13 protein-coding genes and 2 CRISPR repeat arrays are annotated in these 19,597 nt (G+C 50.6%); of the genes, 5 read left to right on the top strand and 8 right to left on the bottom strand.

Annotated features, from left to right (window positions below):
- The first annotated feature begins 196 nt into the window (after nucleotides 1-196).
- The 3 genes from B4923_RS01225 to B4923_RS01215 all read left to right on the top strand — a co-directional run bounded on the left by B4923_RS01225 (nucleotide 197) and on the right by B4923_RS01215 (nucleotide 2,812).
- Complete coding sequence (locus tag B4923_RS01225) at nucleotides 197-676, top strand: Lrp/AsnC family transcriptional regulator (RefSeq protein ID WP_109052529.1); 480 nt, start codon at nucleotides 197-199, stop codon at nucleotides 674-676.
- A gap of 250 nt (nucleotides 677-926) precedes the next feature.
- Entirely contained in the window at nucleotides 927-1,541 is a 615-nt protein-coding gene (locus B4923_RS01220; protein WP_109052528.1) for a YitT family protein, read from the top strand.
- A gap of 77 nt (nucleotides 1,542-1,618) precedes the next feature.
- Nucleotides 1,619-2,812, top strand: coding sequence for an amino acid aminotransferase (locus B4923_RS01215; RefSeq protein WP_109052527.1), 1,194 nt, complete (start codon nucleotides 1,619-1,621; stop codon nucleotides 2,810-2,812).
- 155 nt (nucleotides 2,813-2,967) lie between these two features.
- Nucleotides 2,968-3,296: a CRISPR direct-repeat array (repeat unit 28 nt; unit sequence TTTCTAAGCTGCCTATACGGCAGTGAAC).
- Between the two features lie 129 nt (nucleotides 3,297-3,425).
- Here the strand turns inward: B4923_RS01215 and cas6f are convergent.
- From cas6f to uvrA, 8 genes are all read right to left on the bottom strand, one after another.
- Complete coding sequence (gene cas6f / locus B4923_RS01210; protein ID WP_109052526.1) at nucleotides 3,426-3,980, bottom strand: type I-F CRISPR-associated endoribonuclease Cas6/Csy4; 555 nt, start codon at nucleotides 3,978-3,980, stop codon at nucleotides 3,426-3,428.
- Between the two features lie 10 nt (nucleotides 3,981-3,990).
- A complete protein-coding gene (gene csy3 / locus B4923_RS01205) occupies nucleotides 3,991-5,001 on the bottom strand; it encodes a type I-F CRISPR-associated protein Csy3 (protein WP_109052525.1) in 1,011 nt (336 codons plus the stop codon).
- Nucleotides 5,002-5,011: 10 nt separating this feature from the next.
- Complete coding sequence (gene csy2 / locus B4923_RS01200) at nucleotides 5,012-5,944, bottom strand: type I-F CRISPR-associated protein Csy2 (RefSeq protein WP_109052524.1); 933 nt, start codon at nucleotides 5,942-5,944, stop codon at nucleotides 5,012-5,014.
- The gene (gene csy1 / locus B4923_RS01195) at nucleotides 5,941-7,275 is read right to left on the bottom strand and encodes a type I-F CRISPR-associated protein Csy1 (protein WP_109052523.1); all 1,335 of its coding nucleotides are present in this window, start codon (nucleotides 7,273-7,275) and stop codon (nucleotides 5,941-5,943) included. Before csy1 ends, csy2 begins: the two co-directional genes overlap by 4 nt.
- Nucleotides 7,276-7,298: 23 nt before the next feature.
- Nucleotides 7,299-10,586 (bottom strand): type I-F CRISPR-associated helicase Cas3f, encoded by a 3,288-nt coding sequence (gene cas3f, locus B4923_RS01190; RefSeq protein WP_109052522.1) that lies wholly within the window; start codon nucleotides 10,584-10,586, stop codon nucleotides 7,299-7,301.
- The gene (gene cas1f, locus B4923_RS01185; RefSeq protein WP_109052521.1) at nucleotides 10,583-11,563 is read right to left on the bottom strand and encodes a type I-F CRISPR-associated endonuclease Cas1f; all 981 of its coding nucleotides are present in this window, start codon (nucleotides 11,561-11,563) and stop codon (nucleotides 10,583-10,585) included. Before cas1f ends, cas3f begins: the two co-directional genes overlap by 4 nt.
- Nucleotides 11,564-11,919: 356 nt before the next feature.
- A CRISPR array of direct repeats spans nucleotides 11,920-12,307; the repeat unit is 28 nt; unit sequence GTTCACTGCCGTGTAGGCAGCTTAGAAA.
- 432 nt (nucleotides 12,308-12,739) lie between these two features.
- Nucleotides 12,740-13,159 (bottom strand): secondary thiamine-phosphate synthase enzyme YjbQ, encoded by a 420-nt coding sequence (locus B4923_RS01180; RefSeq protein WP_109052520.1) that lies wholly within the window; start codon nucleotides 13,157-13,159, stop codon nucleotides 12,740-12,742.
- A gap of 184 nt (nucleotides 13,160-13,343) precedes the next feature.
- Nucleotides 13,344-16,181, bottom strand: a complete 2,838-nt coding sequence (uvrA, locus tag B4923_RS01175) for an excinuclease ABC subunit UvrA (protein ID WP_109052519.1) — start codon at nucleotides 16,179-16,181, stop codon at nucleotides 13,344-13,346.
- Nucleotides 16,182-16,431: 250 nt separating this feature from the next.
- On the opposite strand from uvrA, the gene ssb1 reads away from it, so the two are divergent.
- Together ssb1 and B4923_RS01165 are read left to right on the top strand one after the other, a co-directional pair.
- The gene (gene ssb1 / locus B4923_RS01170) at nucleotides 16,432-16,971 is read left to right on the top strand and encodes a single-stranded DNA-binding protein SSB1 (protein WP_109052518.1); all 540 of its coding nucleotides are present in this window, start codon (nucleotides 16,432-16,434) and stop codon (nucleotides 16,969-16,971) included.
- Between the two features lie 614 nt (nucleotides 16,972-17,585).
- Nucleotides 17,586-19,466, top strand: coding sequence for a group II intron reverse transcriptase (locus tag B4923_RS01165; RefSeq protein ID WP_109052517.1), 1,881 nt, complete (start codon nucleotides 17,586-17,588; stop codon nucleotides 19,464-19,466).
- Nucleotides 19,467-19,597 lie beyond the last annotated feature (131 nt).

Genomic DNA, 19,597 nt, shown 5'->3' with positions numbered 1-19,597 from the left:
TGGTTTATCTGGTGCACCAACAGGCTTATTTTTGCTCGAGTCAACCCTTTATAGCACCGGGTATGCGTACAAATGAACCATCATGGTGCAAAACAATCTGTCACGGTCTCTGTGGCAATGAAAAAGTCGTAGGCAAAGAGAGATAAAAAACTGTTAGTCTGTCAATTCAACTGTCTACCACCGTTTGGGGAGAACCATGTACACCATTGATGACTTCGATCTGAAAATCCTGACGCTGCTACAGGCCAATGGCCGTCTGACCAATCAGGAACTGAGTGAACTGGTTGGGCTTTCGGCCTCTCAGTGCTCCCGACGCCGTATTGCACTGGAACAGACGCAGCTGATTCTCGGCTACCACGCCCGCCTATCTCCCAACGCTATCGGATTGGAATGTCTGGGATTGATCGAAGTCCGACTGATAAACCACACCACCGAATATGTTGAAAGATTCCACCAGATGCTGGGGGAAGTGGATGCCATTATTGACGCCTATAAAACAACGGGTGATGCCGATTACCTGCTGAAAGTGGCCGTTGCCGACCTGCCGGGATTAAGTACGCTGATTAGCCAGATCCTGTCGCAAAACAAGAGCGTGGCGCACCTGAAAACGTCCGTGGTACTCAACCGACTCAAAGAAAATGGCCTGATGGCTCCTGAAATGCCGCTGTTGCCCTGATATAGGGCAACATGCTTCTCACTGGTGCAACAAAACCATCAATCTTCGCCTTTTAGATGGATGTAATGCACAAACCAATCACAAAAACAGCAATCAATGCGTTATTCGTGCAATATCTTCAAACTTATAATTCAATAAGTTACCCTTATTCCTGCCTTTAATCTGCCGAATGACGCCCAATATCCCACGCATCTGGTGCGATTTTTGCTTAACAGACAGGTGTTTACTGACCGTACATTGAATACTTCTTATGGATAACGTTATCACTACCGAAAAACTGTCACATACATTGCTGGAAGATATTCTGGCCATGCTTATCGGCACGCTGATGGTTTCTTTTGGCGTCATTTTGCTACGTCAGGCCGGTGCGTTAACCGGCGGTACGGCTGGCCTCGCCTTTCTACTGCATTACCTGACGCAGGTATCCTTTGGCGTGGCTTTTTTCCTGCTGAATCTGCCATTCTATTATCTGGCTGTTCGCCGTATGGGTTGGAAATTCACCGTGAAAACCTTTTGCGCCGTTGGACTGGTTTCCGTGTTTTCCGATCTGCATTCGCTGTTTATCCATTTCGATCGGCTCAACCCGTTTTATGCCACGCTGTTCGGTAATATCATCATGGGGTTGGGGTTCATTGTGCTGTTTCGCCACAAGGCCAGTCTGGGCGGCGTGAATATCCTGGCCCTCTATTTACAGGATAAATACGGGCTGCGGGCAGGAAAATTACAAATGGGCGTGGACGTTGTGATTGTACTGGCTTCCCTGTTCGTGGTAAGCATACCTATGCTGATTGCTTCCATACTGGGAGCGACCATTCTGAACCTGATTATTGCGATGAATCATCGCCCCGGCCGCTATACTGTCTGATGGTCAGAGCCAGGTAAGGAAGATGATTTACCGAGTCGAGAACCCGATACCCTAAATATTTCCAGGAGAGCTACACTGTGTTCCAAAATGTTGATGCCTACGCGGGAGATCCCATCCTGTCACTGATGGAGAAGTTCAAACAGGATCCGCGCGCGGACAAAATAAACCTGAGTATCGGGCTGTACTATAACGAACAAAATATTATTCCTCAGCTTCGCGCCGTCAGCGCCGCAGAAGACGCCCTGCAACAATTACCCAAGAGCGCCAGTTCCTATCTGCCGATGGAAGGTTTGCAGTCTTACCGTACTGCCATTCAGCACCTGCTGTTTGGAGAGAACCACCCGGTATTGAACGCCAACCGGGTTGCCACCATTCAGACGCTGGGCGGTTCCGGCGCACTGAAAGTCGGTGCCGATTTCCTGAAGCGTTACTTCCCGGACTCAGAAGTATGGGTCAGCGATCCAACCTGGGAAAACCATATCGCCATTTTCGCCGGCGCCGGTTTTAACGTTCACACCTATCCTTATTTTGACGCTGACAGCCTGGGCGTGAAATTTGATGCCATGCTGGCCGCGCTGCAACAGTTACCCGCACACAGCATTGTGCTGTTGCACCCGTGCTGCCATAACCCAACCGGTTCAGACCTGACCAACGAGCAGTGGGACCGCGTTATCGAAGTGGTAATCAGCCGTGAACTGATCCCGTTTATGGATATTGCCTATCAGGGCTTCGGCGCGGGGATCACAGAAGATGCCTACGCCATTCGTACCATCGCCCGGGCAGGCGTTCCGGCATTGATCGCCAATTCGTTCTCCAAAATTTTCTCGCTATACTGCGAGCGTGTCGGCGGACTTTCCATCGTGTGTGAAGATACCAACAGCATGCAACGCGTGCTGGGCCAGTTGAAAGCCACCGTGCGCCGCAACTATTCCTCTCCGCCGAATTTCGGTGCGCAGGTCGTTTCCAAAGTGCTGAACGATGCAGAGCTGAATGCCAACTGGCGCGCGGAAGTGGAAGAGATGCGTTCGCGCATCATTGAAATGCGTCAGACGCTGGTCACCGCGCTGAAAGCGGCTTTGCCAAACCGTAACTTTGATTACCTGCTGACCCAGCGCGGTATGTTCAGCTACACCGGTTTCAGCCCGGAGCAGGTTGATCGTCTGCGCGAAGAGTTTGGCGTTTACCTGATTGCCAGCGGCCGTATGTGTCTGGCGGGCCTGAACCACGGCAACGTTCAGCGCGTTGCAGCGGCTTTCGCAGCCATTCAGTGAACAACGGATTGATATCCGAATACCACCGGACTGAACCTGCCTGTAATTCATAACAGATTATGGGCTTGGTTAATCCGGTGGTTCTTTTTTAACAGAGCACAACGGCCATGCACTGCCGTGCATGGCCGTCATTCTTTCTGCCAATCCAATGTGTGTTTCCAAACTGCCTGTGCGGCGGTGAACGTTACCTTTAAATGGTTTTAAAAGGCATTTTATTTCTAAGCTGCCTGTATGGCAGTGAACTACTGGTTGTTCTGCCCCCCCTGGGGATGCAATTTCTAAGCTGCCTATACGGCAGTGAACATCAGGTTGCATTCTTGGCCTTCTTCTTCAATTTTCTAAGCTGCCTATACGGCAGTGAACGACTGGGGTGAACCTGGCGGCGGTTTTTTAGCTTTCTAAGCTGCCTATACGGCAGTGAACTCATTTTTTGGCTATATAGTTAGTAGTCCCTACTTTCTAAGCTGCCTATACGGCAGTGAACCGTTAGGTTTTTACACTAATCACCAGATTTTTAAAGAAAATACGCATTTTTTTGCAAAACCTCCTTTTTTTGTTATGAAGGCCAACTACATTTAAAATCAATTAGTTGCAGTCGGCCGTTAAAAAAGGGTCAGAACCAGGGGATGGTGGTTTCTGTGCTTAGACCATAGAAGGAGAAATGACCCGCGACGGGGATATCCTGTAGTGGCCCATGCTCAACGAACAGTCGAAACATTTGTCCGCTGGAAAGGCTTTTTAGTTGCACAAAGGGCAGTTTGCTACGTTTCTCTACTGCATCAGGAATCCGCACAGCGGCTTCAGCAGCGGTTAGCCACCCTTTATTAACCGAACGGCGGCGTAGCCTTTCGGCGCTGCTTTTAACCTGAACGCGACGCACGGTGCGAAATTTCACGCCATCGGGTACGGCCTGGAGTTCGGAAATCCGGGTGTAATCCCGTAACCCTTTCAACCAACCGGTTTGCTCCAGTGTCGATAACGCTGTTGCTGTACCATGCAGCCGCAGACATTCCCCCAACGTTTTGCCGACCTCAGGAAAACTCACGCCGATTGAGCCGTCTGCCAGTAACCCTAGTGCTCGATGTAGTTTGGCAAACAATGCGTTCAATAACTGTGGCGCCTTGAATTCCAGGTCTGGTAATACACGAATGTCGATGTAGTGATCCATGGTCGCTACCTTATTCGCCTTTTTCGCCGAACACGCCGCCACGAATCAGCGTGGCGATCACATAGTGCTGTTGCTCTGTCGCTGGTACATCCCCTTTAATGACCCAGTTATCCAACAGCGTATAAAAATCCATTTTCTCTTTCGGCTGGCGGTATGCTTTACCGCGGCTGGTGACTGAACCGTAAGGTTCGACTGCAATCGGACCTGCCTCATCGGCTGCTGGATGCCAGTCATCAATGGTGCGTAGCGCATTACCGATTTTCTGAGAGTGAATGGCTGCGACGCCATTAACTTGATAAAGGATTTTGCTTTTTCCGTTACGGGCTTTTTCATCCAGCACCAGTTCCTGAGAGGGGAAAACCTCCTGTCCGTTGCCGAGTTGTACATAAGTTTCCACGGTAAAAAGGACGGAGGATTCTCCAGATAAACCTTGTCCGATTGCCTGTGTCAGTGCAGCCAACTCACCGGACGGCTGGCTGAACTGGCGTAGCGAATAATCCTCACCGTTGAATTCCCAGCGTTGCTGGTGAGTGGTGACCACCACGCGGATAGCTTCTGCGCCGATACGGTTGCGCCATAAAAAGCGTCCGTTGGCGATATTCTCCGCATAGCGCGCTGCCAGTACGCCGAAACCTTGCTCACTGGCATAGCCTGTAATGATTTGCGCTAGTGCCTTCTGATAGTCCTGATCGTTACACACCGATGGCTGTGTCAGATTGCCTAATACCCGCAGGGTAAACACCACTTTCAGGGTATCAGCGTCGAAGGGGAGGGCGGCTACATCTACCTTTTGTAAATTAGCGTTCTGAATTGCTGTATCCAGTTTAGCTGGATCGCTAGTAAGCGTGTTTTTCAACCGGTTGGAAATCGTTCCCCGTACCGATTTTTCCTGAATGGCAATCGGCGCCCAGTTATCTTGTTGTGCCCAGTTTCCTGCATACATCAGGGCATCCGAGTTAGCCAGTTTGCGTTCAAAAGCCAGTACTGAAGCGGTTTTTAACGTCGTTGCTGTTTTTGCCATGATTTAATCCTTAGTAGTCAAATTCGTAGGTTGTTTCTTCTGATTGTTGATCACTGTCTGCTCGTTGGCGGCAATGATATTCCCCGTCCTGATAGTCATATTCCCAGAGAATATGCCGAATATCATGAATACGGTGCGCCCCTTGCCATTCCCCCACGCCGTATACCGCTTCGGCAAAACAGAATGGTGTTTGGGGATCCCGGGTTTTATCCACTTCACCGGAGGTATGCAGCGGAGAAATAGCGCGATAGCCGATCATTAGCGGCGTCAGAAAACCGCCTTCTCCCGGTTTGGCGACGTATTGCCATTGCACGGTGTTATCTTCTGTCGACCGCTCTGCACGCATTTTCAGGGCTGAGAAATCAAGCCAGGCATCAAGCATTTCCGATTGTGGGTCGGTTTGCCGCAGCGTCTGTAAATGGTTATGCAATAGTGTCGTTCGATCCCGTAGCACAAAACCCGGCAATAAACGACGCATCACCAGGCGTGTATCGGCCTCCGTTTCCGGTAATGGCTGCACGGTGACTTGCTCTATATCGACGATCGTCCCGCCCGCCAGCCTCTGGCATAGCGCTAACTGGGTAAGGTGTTCACGCAGTGCGGCGATATCAGCGGGTAGCGGCCCCTGACATGCCATCAGCAGCGATACCGTCATATGCATGCGGCCTTCCTCGTTAAAGGCGGCGGTCTTGGCGTCTTTGGTTAACGGATTACGGGTCAAAGCGAAACTACGTTCCCAACTGGAACCGTAAGCGTGTAATTGATGTTGATGACTTACCACACCGCAGCCTTCCAGTGTCAGATCGTGGCTGGCTTGCAGCTTGCGTGACAGCGCATGGGTAAACCCCAGAAAATGAGTAATGGCGGGAAAGCCGTAGGTCAATCCGGCAATCGCATTGGCGTTTTCTACCCGAATACGGCGGAATACAATGAGCGTACTCATGCGAATTCCTCCTTCAAGATGCTTTCCATTTCACGCATACGTTGTTTGAACAGGGCGGCGGTCGACCATTCGCGGCGTTCCACTTCACCAAAAATCAACTCATCATGCTTAAGTCGGAGGTTTAGCCAGCGGCCAAAGTCATGAGCCACCTCTTTCTGCCAGTCTCCTGATTCACGTTCATGGCGAAAGGCGGCATCATCCACGCAGCGGTGTGGATTGAGCCACAGCTGTTGCGCACGGTTTAGCTCGGATTCCGCACTCCAACTGGATGACAGGTTCTGTATGCTGGCAACGTAAAAGAAGAGCTGATCGATCACTTGATCGAGATAGCGTAGTCGCTGATGGCGGATGTCCCGGTTGTTTTCCACTGTTTTGACGCTGAGTAAAAACTGTCGCATCCGTGTCAGCGTTGTTCGGGTGTAGTAATCCGCTTCGCCACGCTCGCGGAAAATGGATTTATGCCGCTGCGGCGGTTGTTCTACACTCCGCCACTGCGGTGGGGCGCAACTGAGCAGGTAGGAACGGCCGCTGCGGGTGCTGTTAAGCGCGGAAATATTTTGTGGCTTGGTACCCCCCATATTCTGTACGGCCAGATTGGGGTAGCTAATCGAGAGTTGGTCGTGCCACTGATTTTCTTTCTGCGCCTGACGGATCGCTTTTGCCTCATCACCAAAGCGCACCGCATTTATACGCTGATACAACGCCTGTGCCAGCGAGGAAGGGTAGAGTGGGCTGAGCAGATGATATTCGCCATTTCCAATCGGAAAATAGATCTGCTTTGCCAGCTTGTGTGAACTTGGCTGACGATCGGTGAATACCTGCTGAAATCCGGCGAGCCATTGCGCCAGTTGTTCCGGATTTTCGGCTAACGCGGCCAATGCGCTGTGGTCATTGCGTTGTAATGCCGCTACCAGCGAATCCCCCTGGTGCTCGGTCTGCAACAGCTTGGCGACGTCCAGTGCGGCGGCGTTGCCTACGGCATCAATAGTCGATTTGGTTAGCGTTGCGGTGGAGAGCGTTTTGGCATCAGTGACAGTTTCGGCGCTAAAGATGCTGCTGCCCTTGGCATCGCTGTGAGTGAATTTCAGCGCATGTGTTACCAGACTGATTTGTCCGGCGCGGCCGGCAGCGTCCGTCAACCAGGCCCGAACTTCATGGCGTTGCTCTATTTCCCTGCGTTTCTGTACCAGCTCTGATTCAGCGGCGGCCAGGGCATCACCGCTCAGCCCCGATCGTTTCTTCTCCGCCTCTTTATCATGGGCATCCAGCTTGGCCTGCCGTCGATTTTCGATGTAGGACACGATGAACTGTGTGAGTGTTTTTTCTTCCATTCCTCCTCCTGTGATTATGGTTCTCATTGCGCAAACACCCCTAACAGCGGATGCCAGCACCAGCTATTGTCACTATCCCGCAGGCGAATTTCGCCGAAATGGGCGCTGACCCATCTCAGTTCCCACTGTTTCTCCTCGGCCAGCCGTTGATACAAGGCGTGGTAGTCGGGATCGATCCAGGCGCTTACGCCGTCCGCCATGTGCTGTGTCACAGAGCGAACAATGTCAATTGGTTTCCAGCCGCTGGGGCCATCATCCTGAACCATGAAAACCGGCGCTTCGTCTTCATCGGCGATCCATAAGCAGTACAGACTCTCTTTGGCCGACTTACGAAACGGAGTGCGTCGCTGAAGCTCGCCGCACCAGTGGGGATGGGCTTGCCACCAGAGCGCGGCGGTCGGTTTTTGCGAATCGCGATTCTTCAGGCCAAAAAGCGTATCGCCCAATGCCACATGTTCCAGTGTGACAAAGGTCAACGGGCTGGTGATCGGTTTTGGCTGCAAAATACGGGGTGAGGCGCTGAGGTGGCGGTATTCTTCTTCTTTTAACAATTGATGCAGATCGTGGCTGGTGAGTTTTAGCTTTTCGGATTCAAACCCGGGTTTACAGTACGCCACTTTTTTGCCCTTTAGCGATCGCAGGTTTCGGCTGAGCAGATAAATATTGGGTGTTGACGGTACATGCTGTTCATCCTGGCGGTGACGAAGTATCCGGCCAGCCAGTTGAATCAGCGACCGCATTGAGCTGGGTTCGACAATCGCCCAGTCATAGTCATGATCGCGGCCCACTTCCGCCACCGAGGTTGCTATCACCACGAACAGATGGTGTTGCTGTGGGGTATTTTCCATCGCGTCACGAATTTCCTTTACCTGCCATATGGCATCGGCATCGCCGCGCATCAGCGCCGTATCCAGCCTTTGTTCGATGTGGGAACGCATCGCCATCGGGTGTTGGCTGTGGTATATGCAATAATGAATGCAGGTATCCGATGGTGATGGCATTGCCAGCAGTTGACGAGCGACGGCCACCAGCGGATCGATGTTTGCCATCCTGATCAACCCCAGTGAAACGGTTTTACCGTTTTTATGCCTCTGGTGATACTGATGGTGCAAGTCGAACATCAGTGGATGTAGCGTTTGCGCCACCGCCGGATGAACGTCGTCATCACGCGTGCTGGGGCTGCTCACAGGGGTAATTGCCGCAAAGCGTAGCGGTAACTCATGTTGCGCCAGGTTCTTCAATCGCTTACTAATAAATGACTCATGCCCGGTAAAGAAATCGCTATCATTGCCATGTTGCTGGTACTGGCAGTCAAATTCATCAAACCAGCCACAGCACACGTTCAACGCGGTGTCCGGTGTGCCACAAGCCTGCTGCCAGGCTGCGCGCCCATCAAGGTAGGCGGCGAAGAGCGCCCGGATCAGAATCGGAGGCAGCGTGGCTGACGAGAGCAGCACTCGCGATCCTAACATGCCAGCCCAGTTCACCAGTCGACAGAGTGCAGGCAAATCTTCCAGACCAAAATCATCCGGTTCGTCCAGCACCAGATCGGCGGTTAACAACCGCAACATCGGCGCGATCTGCCGGCCGCCGCGTAACCCTTCGGTGGCGGGCATCAGGTGGTCAATTGTAGTGACCAGTACCGGCGCACTCAGTAACTGATGCAGGGTAGAGCCTTGCTCCAGCCACGCTTTCAGGCGGCCGTCATCCAGAGTGCCGTCGTAACGCACATATTGATGTTCGGCAAAGAGTGGATCAGCCGATTCACTGCCGCTTTGATGTAGTACTTCCTGACGGCAATGCTTATCTTCTTGCTGCAATGTATGCAAATCCTGCACGGCCTGGGAGCCAATCAGCACCGCCAGATCGTCCTCTTCCAGTTTTAATCGTTGCCGCAGGGCATCGCCAGTTTGCAGCGTTAGCGTTCTCAACCCCAACGCGATCGAGAAGCGGCAGCCAATGCTCTCTTCGGCCAGCCCATACATAATACGGGCATTGGCGAAAGTTTTTCCCCGGCCCGTGGAGGCCATATTGACGCCGAAGAACCCTTGTCGGGCGCTGGTAGCACGGATGGAACAGGCCAGATCGAAGGCGCGATCCTGCCAGCGGAAACGTGCGTGTGTGCTGCGTTGGCGGAATCCCTTGTGACGGGTGATGGCAGGCAGCGTATCACGTAAATGTGGCAGACTGCGCCCTAACAGCAGGGCGTTCTGACCGACTCCAACACAATGTTCATCCAGTTGCTGCTTGCATTTCTTCGTTTGCCGATCGGTGTTGGCCCACACCGGGTAATGCTTATCCTGCCAGCCAACCGTTGCGATGCTGGCGGAATAATGATGGTCAGCCAACATCAACACCAGACGTGCCAGATGCACGGTCAGACGTTGATCCAACTGGCCGAAGTGCGCCAGCGACGGTAATTTCAGTGCTCGACCGGCAAACTTGCGGGCTTTTTCACACCAGATTTTGCTGCGCAACGGCGTGCCGTGCGGGAATTGCCATACCTGTTCCAGATCGGATTGGCGCCAATCGGGGTTACAATGATTGAGGGCATTCCATTGCGGAGATACATGGTCGGTCAGCCAGCGGTCGAGGTAATCCAGTTGTGGTTGTGATCTGTCCGGTGCCCGTTCAGGTGAGGGATTAAACATCGGCAACCGATGGTGGGAGACAATCAGCCAGGCTACAACCTGCGCCAGTGGCGGTAAAGAATGAAACGGGCTGTCGCCAGCAGATTTCTTATCCCGTTGCAGACGGGACAGGAACGTCGTTTCCGCTTCTGCGGTGATGGTACTGAGCGCCGTTAGCCAGGCGCGATCATCCTGCTTGCCAACAAACGCCTGAAACAAGCGTAGCGATATCCATTCATGCCGATAAGGCTGGCTGCGAGGGCCTTTTTCGAGCAATCCCGTCTGAAATAAGGCATTGGCTTTGCCGAAATCATGAAACAACCCGGCAATCGCCGCCAGCAGACTGAATACCTCGGCGCTGTGCCACGGATTCTCATCTTTCGTGCGCAGAATATCCCGGCTGGTGGTATTCGTTGGGACGCTTCCCTGGGCATTGAAGCGTCGGAGATTACCAACAATCCACAGTAATTCGGTATGGTTGGCGCTGCGGATCCAGTGGCAGGCCACGGCGGTATTACGGCGTGCCGTTTTACGCAGCAGTTTGCGTAGTGTATTCAATCCTTCCTGAGTAATAGCTGTTTGCCAACTGCGTTCACCTTTACGTTCGGCAAACTGATCCAGCACCCGGCGGGTTTCTACCAGCGCTCGTTTGCTACATTCTGATATCAGCAGAATATTCATCTGCCCACCTGACTAAGCTGTCCGGCCACATCTTGCAGACTGGTGATCATGACATCCAACGCATCTGATTGCTGAAATGCCGTCAGGCAACGTTGGCGAAATTCCTGCTCATCTTCACCGGCCATCGCGGCAATAAACGCCTGCGGCAGCACCAATGCATCCTTAATCAGATCGGCAACGTCAAACACCAGTCCACCGCGTCGGGTCTTACCGTGCAAGACAGCCAAACCATGCGGCAGGCCCAACACCCATGTTGCCACTGCCGCTAGTCCATAAGCCAGATAGTTGCCGTGATCGAGAAAACGGTTTGCCAAATCGGTCCCCCCACCGCGTTTGGCTCGGGTAAACTCACCGTAGCTCACGGTATTGGCGGCCAGTCTGTACAGCGCTTTGGTCATCATGGCTTCCTGCACCAGCACCTCATTGCTGTTGTGGCAGGAAGCCAGTCCTTTTTCATAACGATCCAGTAATGCCTGAAGATGCTCTGATTTAAACGTGAATCGTTGTTCCCGGGACAGGCGAGATCCGAGCCAGTGCTGACGGATTTGCGCTATTCTCACCTGTTGGAATGCCACTGCTGCGGCCAACCGTTTTTGATCGTCAAACCAAAAGCTGACCCAGTCCTGTAAATATTCCGTTGGCCGATACTCACTTTGCGGCGATAACCAGGACACCGCCACTTCAGCTTCATTAGCTGCAAATAGCGGTGTCCCACCGCCGCCACAAAAGCCGATCATCACACCCGCGCGGGCAAATTCCCGCATTGCCGCTTGCGTCACGGATGTTCCGGTACCTAGCATCACAACACTGGTATTAGCGATGGGGATATTCCAGTACAACGACTGGTTTCCCTCTTCCGTGACATATTCTACCCGACCGCCATTCACCAGAATTCGGCAGTGCTGGAGGTAATAAATATTGGCGCGTTTGGAATGCAGAATCGTTTTTAAATCTGAAGGACTAAAGACATTATCCATAATATATTCTCTGCCGCAGCGATAACTATAATGACACCGACGAAATAAATCGCAGGATAATTATTTAATAGAGAAATTTGTCATACTCTGGAAACTACACCCAATAAATTTCGAATTGCTGGGAGCCAATGTCCCTGCGATGGGAAAGATAAGGGATAAAGAACTCAGATTAGCACAGTGGTGCGCTGGAAAGTTACTGCCACAAATAATATTCCATCAGTGATGACCCTTTTTTATTTGCCTGACTTATGCGTATGAATAATCAATAAGTTATAAGGAACCAGAAAAAAAGGGGGTGGTATATAAAAATGATAATTGCTGCTGATAAAACAAATCGTTAAAGTAAAAAGGCTACTGTTCACTGCCGTGTAGGCAGCTTAGAAAGCCCCTTTGCTGCCGAACAGTAAAGCGTAAGCGTTCACTGCCGTGTAGGCAGCTTAGAAATATGCAAAAAGGTGGTCTAAAGGTGGTCTAAAGTTCACTGCCGTGTAGGCAGCTTAGAAATCGCACGCGTGTGGGGTACTGTATATGCCCGAGTTCACTGCCGTGTAGGCAGCTTAGAAAACGAAATTCTGAATCACGAGCGATCAGCTATGGTTCACTGCCGTGTAGGCAGCTTAGAAAATTGCGCATTGGCCGGCGTCATGCCAGACATAGTTCACTGCCGTGTAGGCAGCTTAGAAAGACATCAACCCACATCGCATCAGGATTTGATAGTTCACTGCCGTATAGGCAGCTTAGAAATACGTTGACCAGATAACCGCTCAAGACGGGTTGTTCGCTGCCGTACAGGCAGAACATAAAGCCACTTTCTTCAATGAAAGCGGCTCAGCATGGCTGGTCTAGGACGAACGTCTGTTCTTCGAACTATTCGTCGTTTTACCCGCAATGGTGACAAGCGCCAACGCGTTGTCCGCTGGCAGAATCCGTGTTCCCGGTGGTTCGCCCGCCTAACGGAGAAATCATCATTTTTATATAACTGGGTAAATACAAGAATCATGGAGGTTAATCAATTTTGATGAGAAACCGATGGAAAGAATAAATTAAGATGGGCCCAGAACAATACGCATTAACTATAAATATAAAAAAACATTCTTCACTTTGTGAAAGTGCTAAAAATACAATGGCGCTTCAACTCAAATGAGTAACAGGTGAATATTCGTTTATTCATTACCGTTATTCCCCCTGGATAGTGATAATAAGTGTCCTGCTATCGCCATGATTACGATGCTCACATAAATAAATTCCCTGCCAGGTTCCCAGATTTAATCGTCCGTTGCTGATCGGAATAGTTAAATTATTTCCCAACAGACTCCCTTTCAGATGCGCGGGCATATCGTCGCTGCCTTCGTATACATGGCGATAATAAGGTTCATCTTCCGGAACCAGATGATTAAAGAAATTTTCAAAATCCTGCCGCACGGTCGGGTCGGCATTTTCATTGATCGTCAGTGCTGCTGAAGTATGTTTGATAAAAACATGCATCAGCCCAACGTTGATTTGTCGTAACGTTTTTACCTGCGCCAGCACTTCATCAGTAATCAGATGAAAGCCTCTGGTTTTAGGCTTAAGACGGATTTCATGTTGTATCCACATGGCAAACCTCCGGGAGTGCTACGACAGCATGTGATAAAGATTAAACAAGAAACCGAGCAGAATAAATAAGGGCACAAGGTCTTTTACCTGATGCCCCATATTCTTTAAACGATATCCTTGCCAGCGTTCAACATACCGTCGCCTTAGCTTCCTGCATGTTGAACGCTATGGGATAAGCACAACACTACGCCGGCTGACGCGCCAGAATCGGTTTCAGGAAACGCGCGGTATGCGATTTTTCACACTCGGCAACGGTTTCCGGCGTACCGGAAACCAGGATCTCACCGCCGCCGCTGCCGCCTTCCGGCCCCAGATCAATGATCCAGTCGGCGGTTTTTATAACATCGAGATTATGTTCAATCACGACAATGGTATTTCCCTGATCGCGTAATTGGTGCAAAACCGCCAGCAATTGCTGAATATCGGCAAAATGCAGGCCGGTTGTCGGCTCATCCAGAATATACAGCGTCTGACCGGTGCCACGTTTCGATAATTCACGCGCCAGTTTCACACGCTGCGCCTCGCCACCGGATAACGTGGTTGCCGACTGCCCCAGACGGATATACGACAGACCAACGTCTATCAGCGTTTGCAGCTTACGGGCCAGTGCGGGTATTGCATCAAAGAACTCGCGAGCTTCTTCGATGGTCATATCCAGCACTTCATGGATGCCTTTGCCTTTGTATTTGATTTCCAACGTTTCACGGTTATAACGCTTACCTTTACACTGATCGCACGGCACATAAATATCCGGCAGAAAGTGCATTTCCACTTTGATCACACCGTCACCCTGGCAGGCCTCGCAACGTCCGCCGCGGACGTTAAAGCTGAAACGACCAGGATTATAGCCGCGGGTTCGCGCTTCCGGCACGCCGGCGAACAGTTCACGGATTGGTGTAAAAATGCCGGTATAGGTCGCCGGGTTGGAGCGCGGCGTGCGGCCAATGGGGCTCTGATCGATATCGATAACCTTGTCGAAATGTTCCAGCCCCTGAATTTCACGGTATGCCGCAGGCTCCGCCAGCGTTGCGCCGTTTAACTGACGCTGCGCCAGCGGGAACAGCGTGTCATTAATCAGCGTGGATTTGCCCGAACCTGATACCCCGGTCACGCAGGTAAACAACCCTACGGGCAGGGTCAGGGTCACATCTTTAAGGTTATTGCCTTTCGCACCAATCAGCTTCAGCACTTTGGTCGGGTCAGCCGGAACGCGGTGTTCGGGGACTTCAATCTTGCGTTTGCCGCTCAGGAACTGCCCGGTCAGCGAGTCAGGCACCGCCATAATCTGCGCCATTGTGCCTTCGGCCACAATCTGACCACCGTGTACACCCGCCCCCGGTCCGATATCAATCACATGGTCAGCGGCACGAATCGCATCTTCATCATGCTCGACCACAATCACGGTATTGCCCAGATTACGCAGATGAATCAGCGTTTCCAGCAAACGCTCGTTATCACGCTGATGCAAACCGATGGACGGTTCATCCAGCACGTACATCACCCCCACCAAACCCGCGCCAATCTGGCTTGCCAGACGGATACGCTGCGCTTCGCCACCGGACAAGGTTTCTGCCGAACGTGAGAGCGACAGGTAATTAAGCCCGACATTAACCAGGAACTTCAGACGATCGCCGATTTCTTTCAGCACTTTCTCTGCAATCTGAGCGCGTTGCCCGCTGAGCTTCATATTCTGGAAGAAACTCATCGCATGGCCGATGCTCATATCGGAAATCTGTGGCAATGTAGTTTGTTCGACAAATACATGGCGCGCTTCTTCACGCAGACGCGTACCGCCACAACTGGCGCAAGGGCGATTGCTGATAAACTTCGCCAGTTCTTCCCGCACCGCGCTGGATTCCGTCTCTTTATAGCGGCGCTCCATATTGTGCAGAACGCCCTCAAACGGGTGACGACGCACCGAGGTATCACCCCGGTCATTAATATATTTGAACTCGATATTTTCTTTGCCTGAACCGTAAAGGATCAGTTGCTGAATGGAATCGCCCAGACTTTCGAACGGTACATCAACATCAAATTTGTAATGGTCGGCCAGCGAACGCAACATCTGGAAATAGTAGAAGTTACGGCGATCCCAGCCGCGGATCGCTCCTCCCGCCAGCGACAGCTCCGCATTCTGTACCACCCTCGCCGGGTCGAAAAATTGCTGAACCCCCAGGCCATCACAGCTTGGGCACGCGCCAGCCGGGTTGTTGAATGAGAACATACGCGGTTCCAGCTCATGCATGCTGTAGCCGCAGACCGGGCAGGCGAAGTTGGCAGAAAACAGCAGTTCCGGCATCGTCGGGTCATCCATATCCGCCACCACCGCACTACCGCCGGAGAGTTCCAGCGCCGTCTCAAACGACTCCGCCAAACGCTGAGCCAGATCGTCACGCACTTTGAAACGATCGACCACCACTTCGATGGTATGTTTTTTCTGTAATTCCAATTTCGGCGGATCGGAAAGATCGCAGACTTCACCGTCGATACGCGCACGGATATATCCCTGCGTCGCCAGATTCTCCAGCGTCTTGGTGTGCTCGCCTTTACGGTCTTTCACAATCGGCGCCAGCAGCATCAGACGCTTACCTTCCGGCTGCGCCAGCACGTTGTCCACCATCTGACTGACCGTCTGGGCATCCAGCGGAATATCATGCTCCGGGCAACGCGGCTCACCCACGCGCGCAAACAGCAAACGCAGGTAGTCATGAATTTCGGTAATCGTCCCCACCGTGGAGCGCGGGTTGTGCGAGGTAGATTTCTGCTCGATGGAAATCGCCGGCGACAGGCCTTCTATATGATCGACATCCGGTTTTTCCATCAGCGACAGGAACTGGCGCGCATAGGCGGAAAGTGACTCGACGTAACGTCGCTGTCCCTCGGCATACAGTGTGTCAAACGCCAGCGATGACTTACCTGAACCAGATAACCCGGTGATCACTATCAGCTTGTCGCGAGGGATTATCAGATTGATATTCTTGAGATTATGAGTACGGGCACCACGAACTTCGATCTTATCCATTCACACACTTCCCGGAATAAATACAGTTTTGCATCATCTCACTGATGGAGACAACCGGTACGAAACGTGCAATTATGGCACAAAAAAAGCTGAATGGATATCCAGTATCCAATCCGTTTTCTATGCAAATGTTGCAAACGTTTTCTTCATTTTTGATCGCGTTCCGCAGGTATGATAGATACTTTTCCCATGTTAAGATTGATCGTTTAGACTTGAAAATAAATCTATTGATTCATCAGGAGACACGAGCATGGCCAGCAGAGGCGTTAATAAAGTGATTCTTGTCGGACATCTGGGGCAAGACCCAGAAGTTCGCTATATGCCGAATGGTGGTGCAGTTGCCAACATCACTCTGGCCACGTCCGAAAGCTGGCGTGACAAGCAAACCGGCGAGCAGAAAGAAAAGACCGAATGGCACCGCGTTGTCCTGTTCGGCAAACTGGCGGAAGTCGCAGGCGAATACCTGCGCAAAGGCTCTCAGGTTTATATTGAAGGTTCACTACAAACCCGTAAATGGGCCGATCAGTCTGGTGTAGATCGCTACACCACTGAAATCGTGGTCAACGTCGGCGGCACCATGCAAATGCTGGGCGGACGTCAGAGCGGTGGGGCAGCGCCTGCCGGCGGCGGTCAGCAGCAAGGTAGCTGGGGCCAACCTCAACAACCGCAGGGCGGCAACCAATTCAGCGGCGGCGCTCAACCACAGCAAGCCCGCCCTGCTGCGCAAAATAACACGCCGGCGCCCAGCAATGAGCCGCCAATGGATTTTGACGACGATATCCCGTTCTAAGTGCGCCGTTTTGCTTTGTAAATCAAGTGGTTAACTCAAGTTATTGAGTTAATCATAGGCTGTTGGAGTGCCTATTGCAAGCCTGACTTATCCTTACCCAGTAATGGGTTTGAACCTCGAAAGAGGGAGGGGAGTGTAGCATGTCAGGAAAAGGCTGGTTGCGGGGAAATAACCTACTTTGCGCCAGCCATTGCAAATCCCATATGGTTAAGCCTGATTGGTTGAATCATAGTTCATAGTGGGTTTCGGGATATCTATGGCTCACGGTTATTCAGGAGTCATACCAATATTTATAGTAATTATTTGTAGAAGGTTACTATATCCAACAATATTGGCACCTGCTCGGTGGGAGTGGTAATTGAACGTAAGTGAAACCTAAGTGGGATGCTCCTTGACTACAAAGAAATACGGGATTACCTAAGTTGGTTAAGTAATTAACCAATATGGTAACGGAGACTCCATAGTACCCAATGTAGCTCTGTAATGGAGTCGCAATTGGCTAGCCAATCTGAAAAATATATATAAATTGATAAGTAATTATTAATTAAATTATATTCGTAAGGGGGAAGGGAGTCAGTTGGATCTATACTAATAGAAGCGAGGTTCGATAGTCAGTGCTATCACAGGGAACACTCAATGCTCTAAGTGGTATAAACAAAGCCAGTATACAAGGATATAAGATCAAGAAACTGCATAAAATCATGTGCAGTAATAAAGATCTTTGGGCACAGGCCTATGCCAATATTTATTCTAATCAGGGAGCCATGACGAGAGGAATAAATAACAATACGATGGATGAAATGAGCGTGGATAGGATTATTAATCTTATTCGGCTTATAAATTCAGGATCGTATAATCCCAAACCTTGCAGGCGCACGCACATACCTAAAGATGCCCGAAAACCGAATGGAAAGAAACGTCCATTAGGTATTCCAACTGGAGACGATAAATTAATACAGGAAGTAATGAGAATGCTATTGGAAGAGATCTATGAACCGGTCTTTAGCGACTGGAGCTATGGATTCAGGCCTAAGCGTTCCTGTCATTCTGCATTAAAAGAAATCAGAAACGGTTGGAAAGGAACAAAATGGGTATGTGATGTCGATATCAAAGGTTACTTCGACAACATTGACCACGATCTGCTGCTGAAATTCCTGAGCAAGCGGATCGCTGATAACAAATTTCTGGCGCTTCTCAAGAAGTTCCTGAAAGCTGGTTATCTGGACAACTGGCGTTACTTTGGCACCCATAGCGGGACACCACAAGGTGGTATTATCTCCCCTATTCTTGCCAATGTATTTCTCCATGAACTTGATGAGTTTATGAAAAATAGAATCAGCGAGTTCGGCAAAGGGGGACGGAGGAAACCCAATCCCATATACAAAAGAGCACTACAGAACCGGGCAAATCGTATTAAATGGATCAGGCAAGGTTTCGGCGCTTCAGGAATGCCTGCTGATGAGCAGAAAATCCAAAAATGGAAACATGAAGCGGATGAACTGGAGAAACAGTTGCGCACGCTATCCAGTGTTATTATGGATGATACTGAATTCAAAAGAATGCGGTATGTTCGATATGCTGATGATTTTCTGATTGGTGTGATAGGAAGTAAAAGTGAGGCAAAAAAGATAATGAAAGAGGTTGTCGATTTTGTTGAAACTGAACTTCACTTGGAAATATCAAAAGAGAAATCCGGCATTATTGACCCAAAGAAAGGATTCACTTTTCTCGGTTATGAAATTAAAACACGCCGTGAAAGCAAACAGGTCAAATGTGTTGTAGGGCTTAATACAGATGGAAGTAAAACTCATGCGGTAAAACGTACGATAACGGAACATATCCATCTGGGCGTACCGAGGGAAAGAATCCTGAAATTCTGCTCTCTACGTGGCTATGGGAATTACGATGGCGGATATGGTGACAGCTCTGGCCGGCCAGCAATGATGCACATGTCTGACTATGAAATCATTGGTCAGTACAACGCCGAAATGCGCGGCTACGCGAATTACTACAATCTCGCCCCCGTTCTCTATCTCAATAAGTTGCATTGGATATGGGAAAATAGTCTTTATAAGACGCTGGCAGGTAAACATCGGACGTCACGCACCAAAATCGCACGGCGATTAAGGCAAGCGGATGGCAGGTATGTTTATCGGGAAAATCGTAATGGAAAGGTATATGAGTTGGAGGTATTTAGACTCAAAAACAGGAGTGCGCCAAAACATAGTTCACCGGATATATTGCCGAATACGCATAAATATTCTGGCAGAACTGAATTGCTGGACAGGATGGCTGCACGCCAATGTGAATATTGCGGTACCAGAACCGGTCCTTTTGAAGTCCACCATGTGAGGAAACTTAAGGATATCAAGTCGGGTACAGATAACTGGAAGAAGCTGATGATCGCCCGTAACAGGAAAACATTAGTGCTCTGCCGGATATGTCACGTCAATCTTCACAGAGGAACACTGCCAGACCGAAGAAGCCTTGTTTGATCCAATGGAGAGCCGTATGCACAGAAATGTGCACGTACGGTTCGGTGGGAGGGCAACGGCTAACCCGTTCTGGGCGCACGTGCCCTACCCAACGATTTATTTTTTCATAGTTTGGATAGAATATCGCTGTA

The organism is Brenneria roseae subsp. americana, assembly GCF_003115815.1.
In the GTDB taxonomy this organism is placed as follows: domain Bacteria; phylum Pseudomonadota; class Gammaproteobacteria; order Enterobacterales; family Enterobacteriaceae; genus Brenneria; species Brenneria roseae.
Note: the sequence above shows the minus strand (reverse complement) of the source record. Positions and strands in the feature narration are given on the sequence as shown.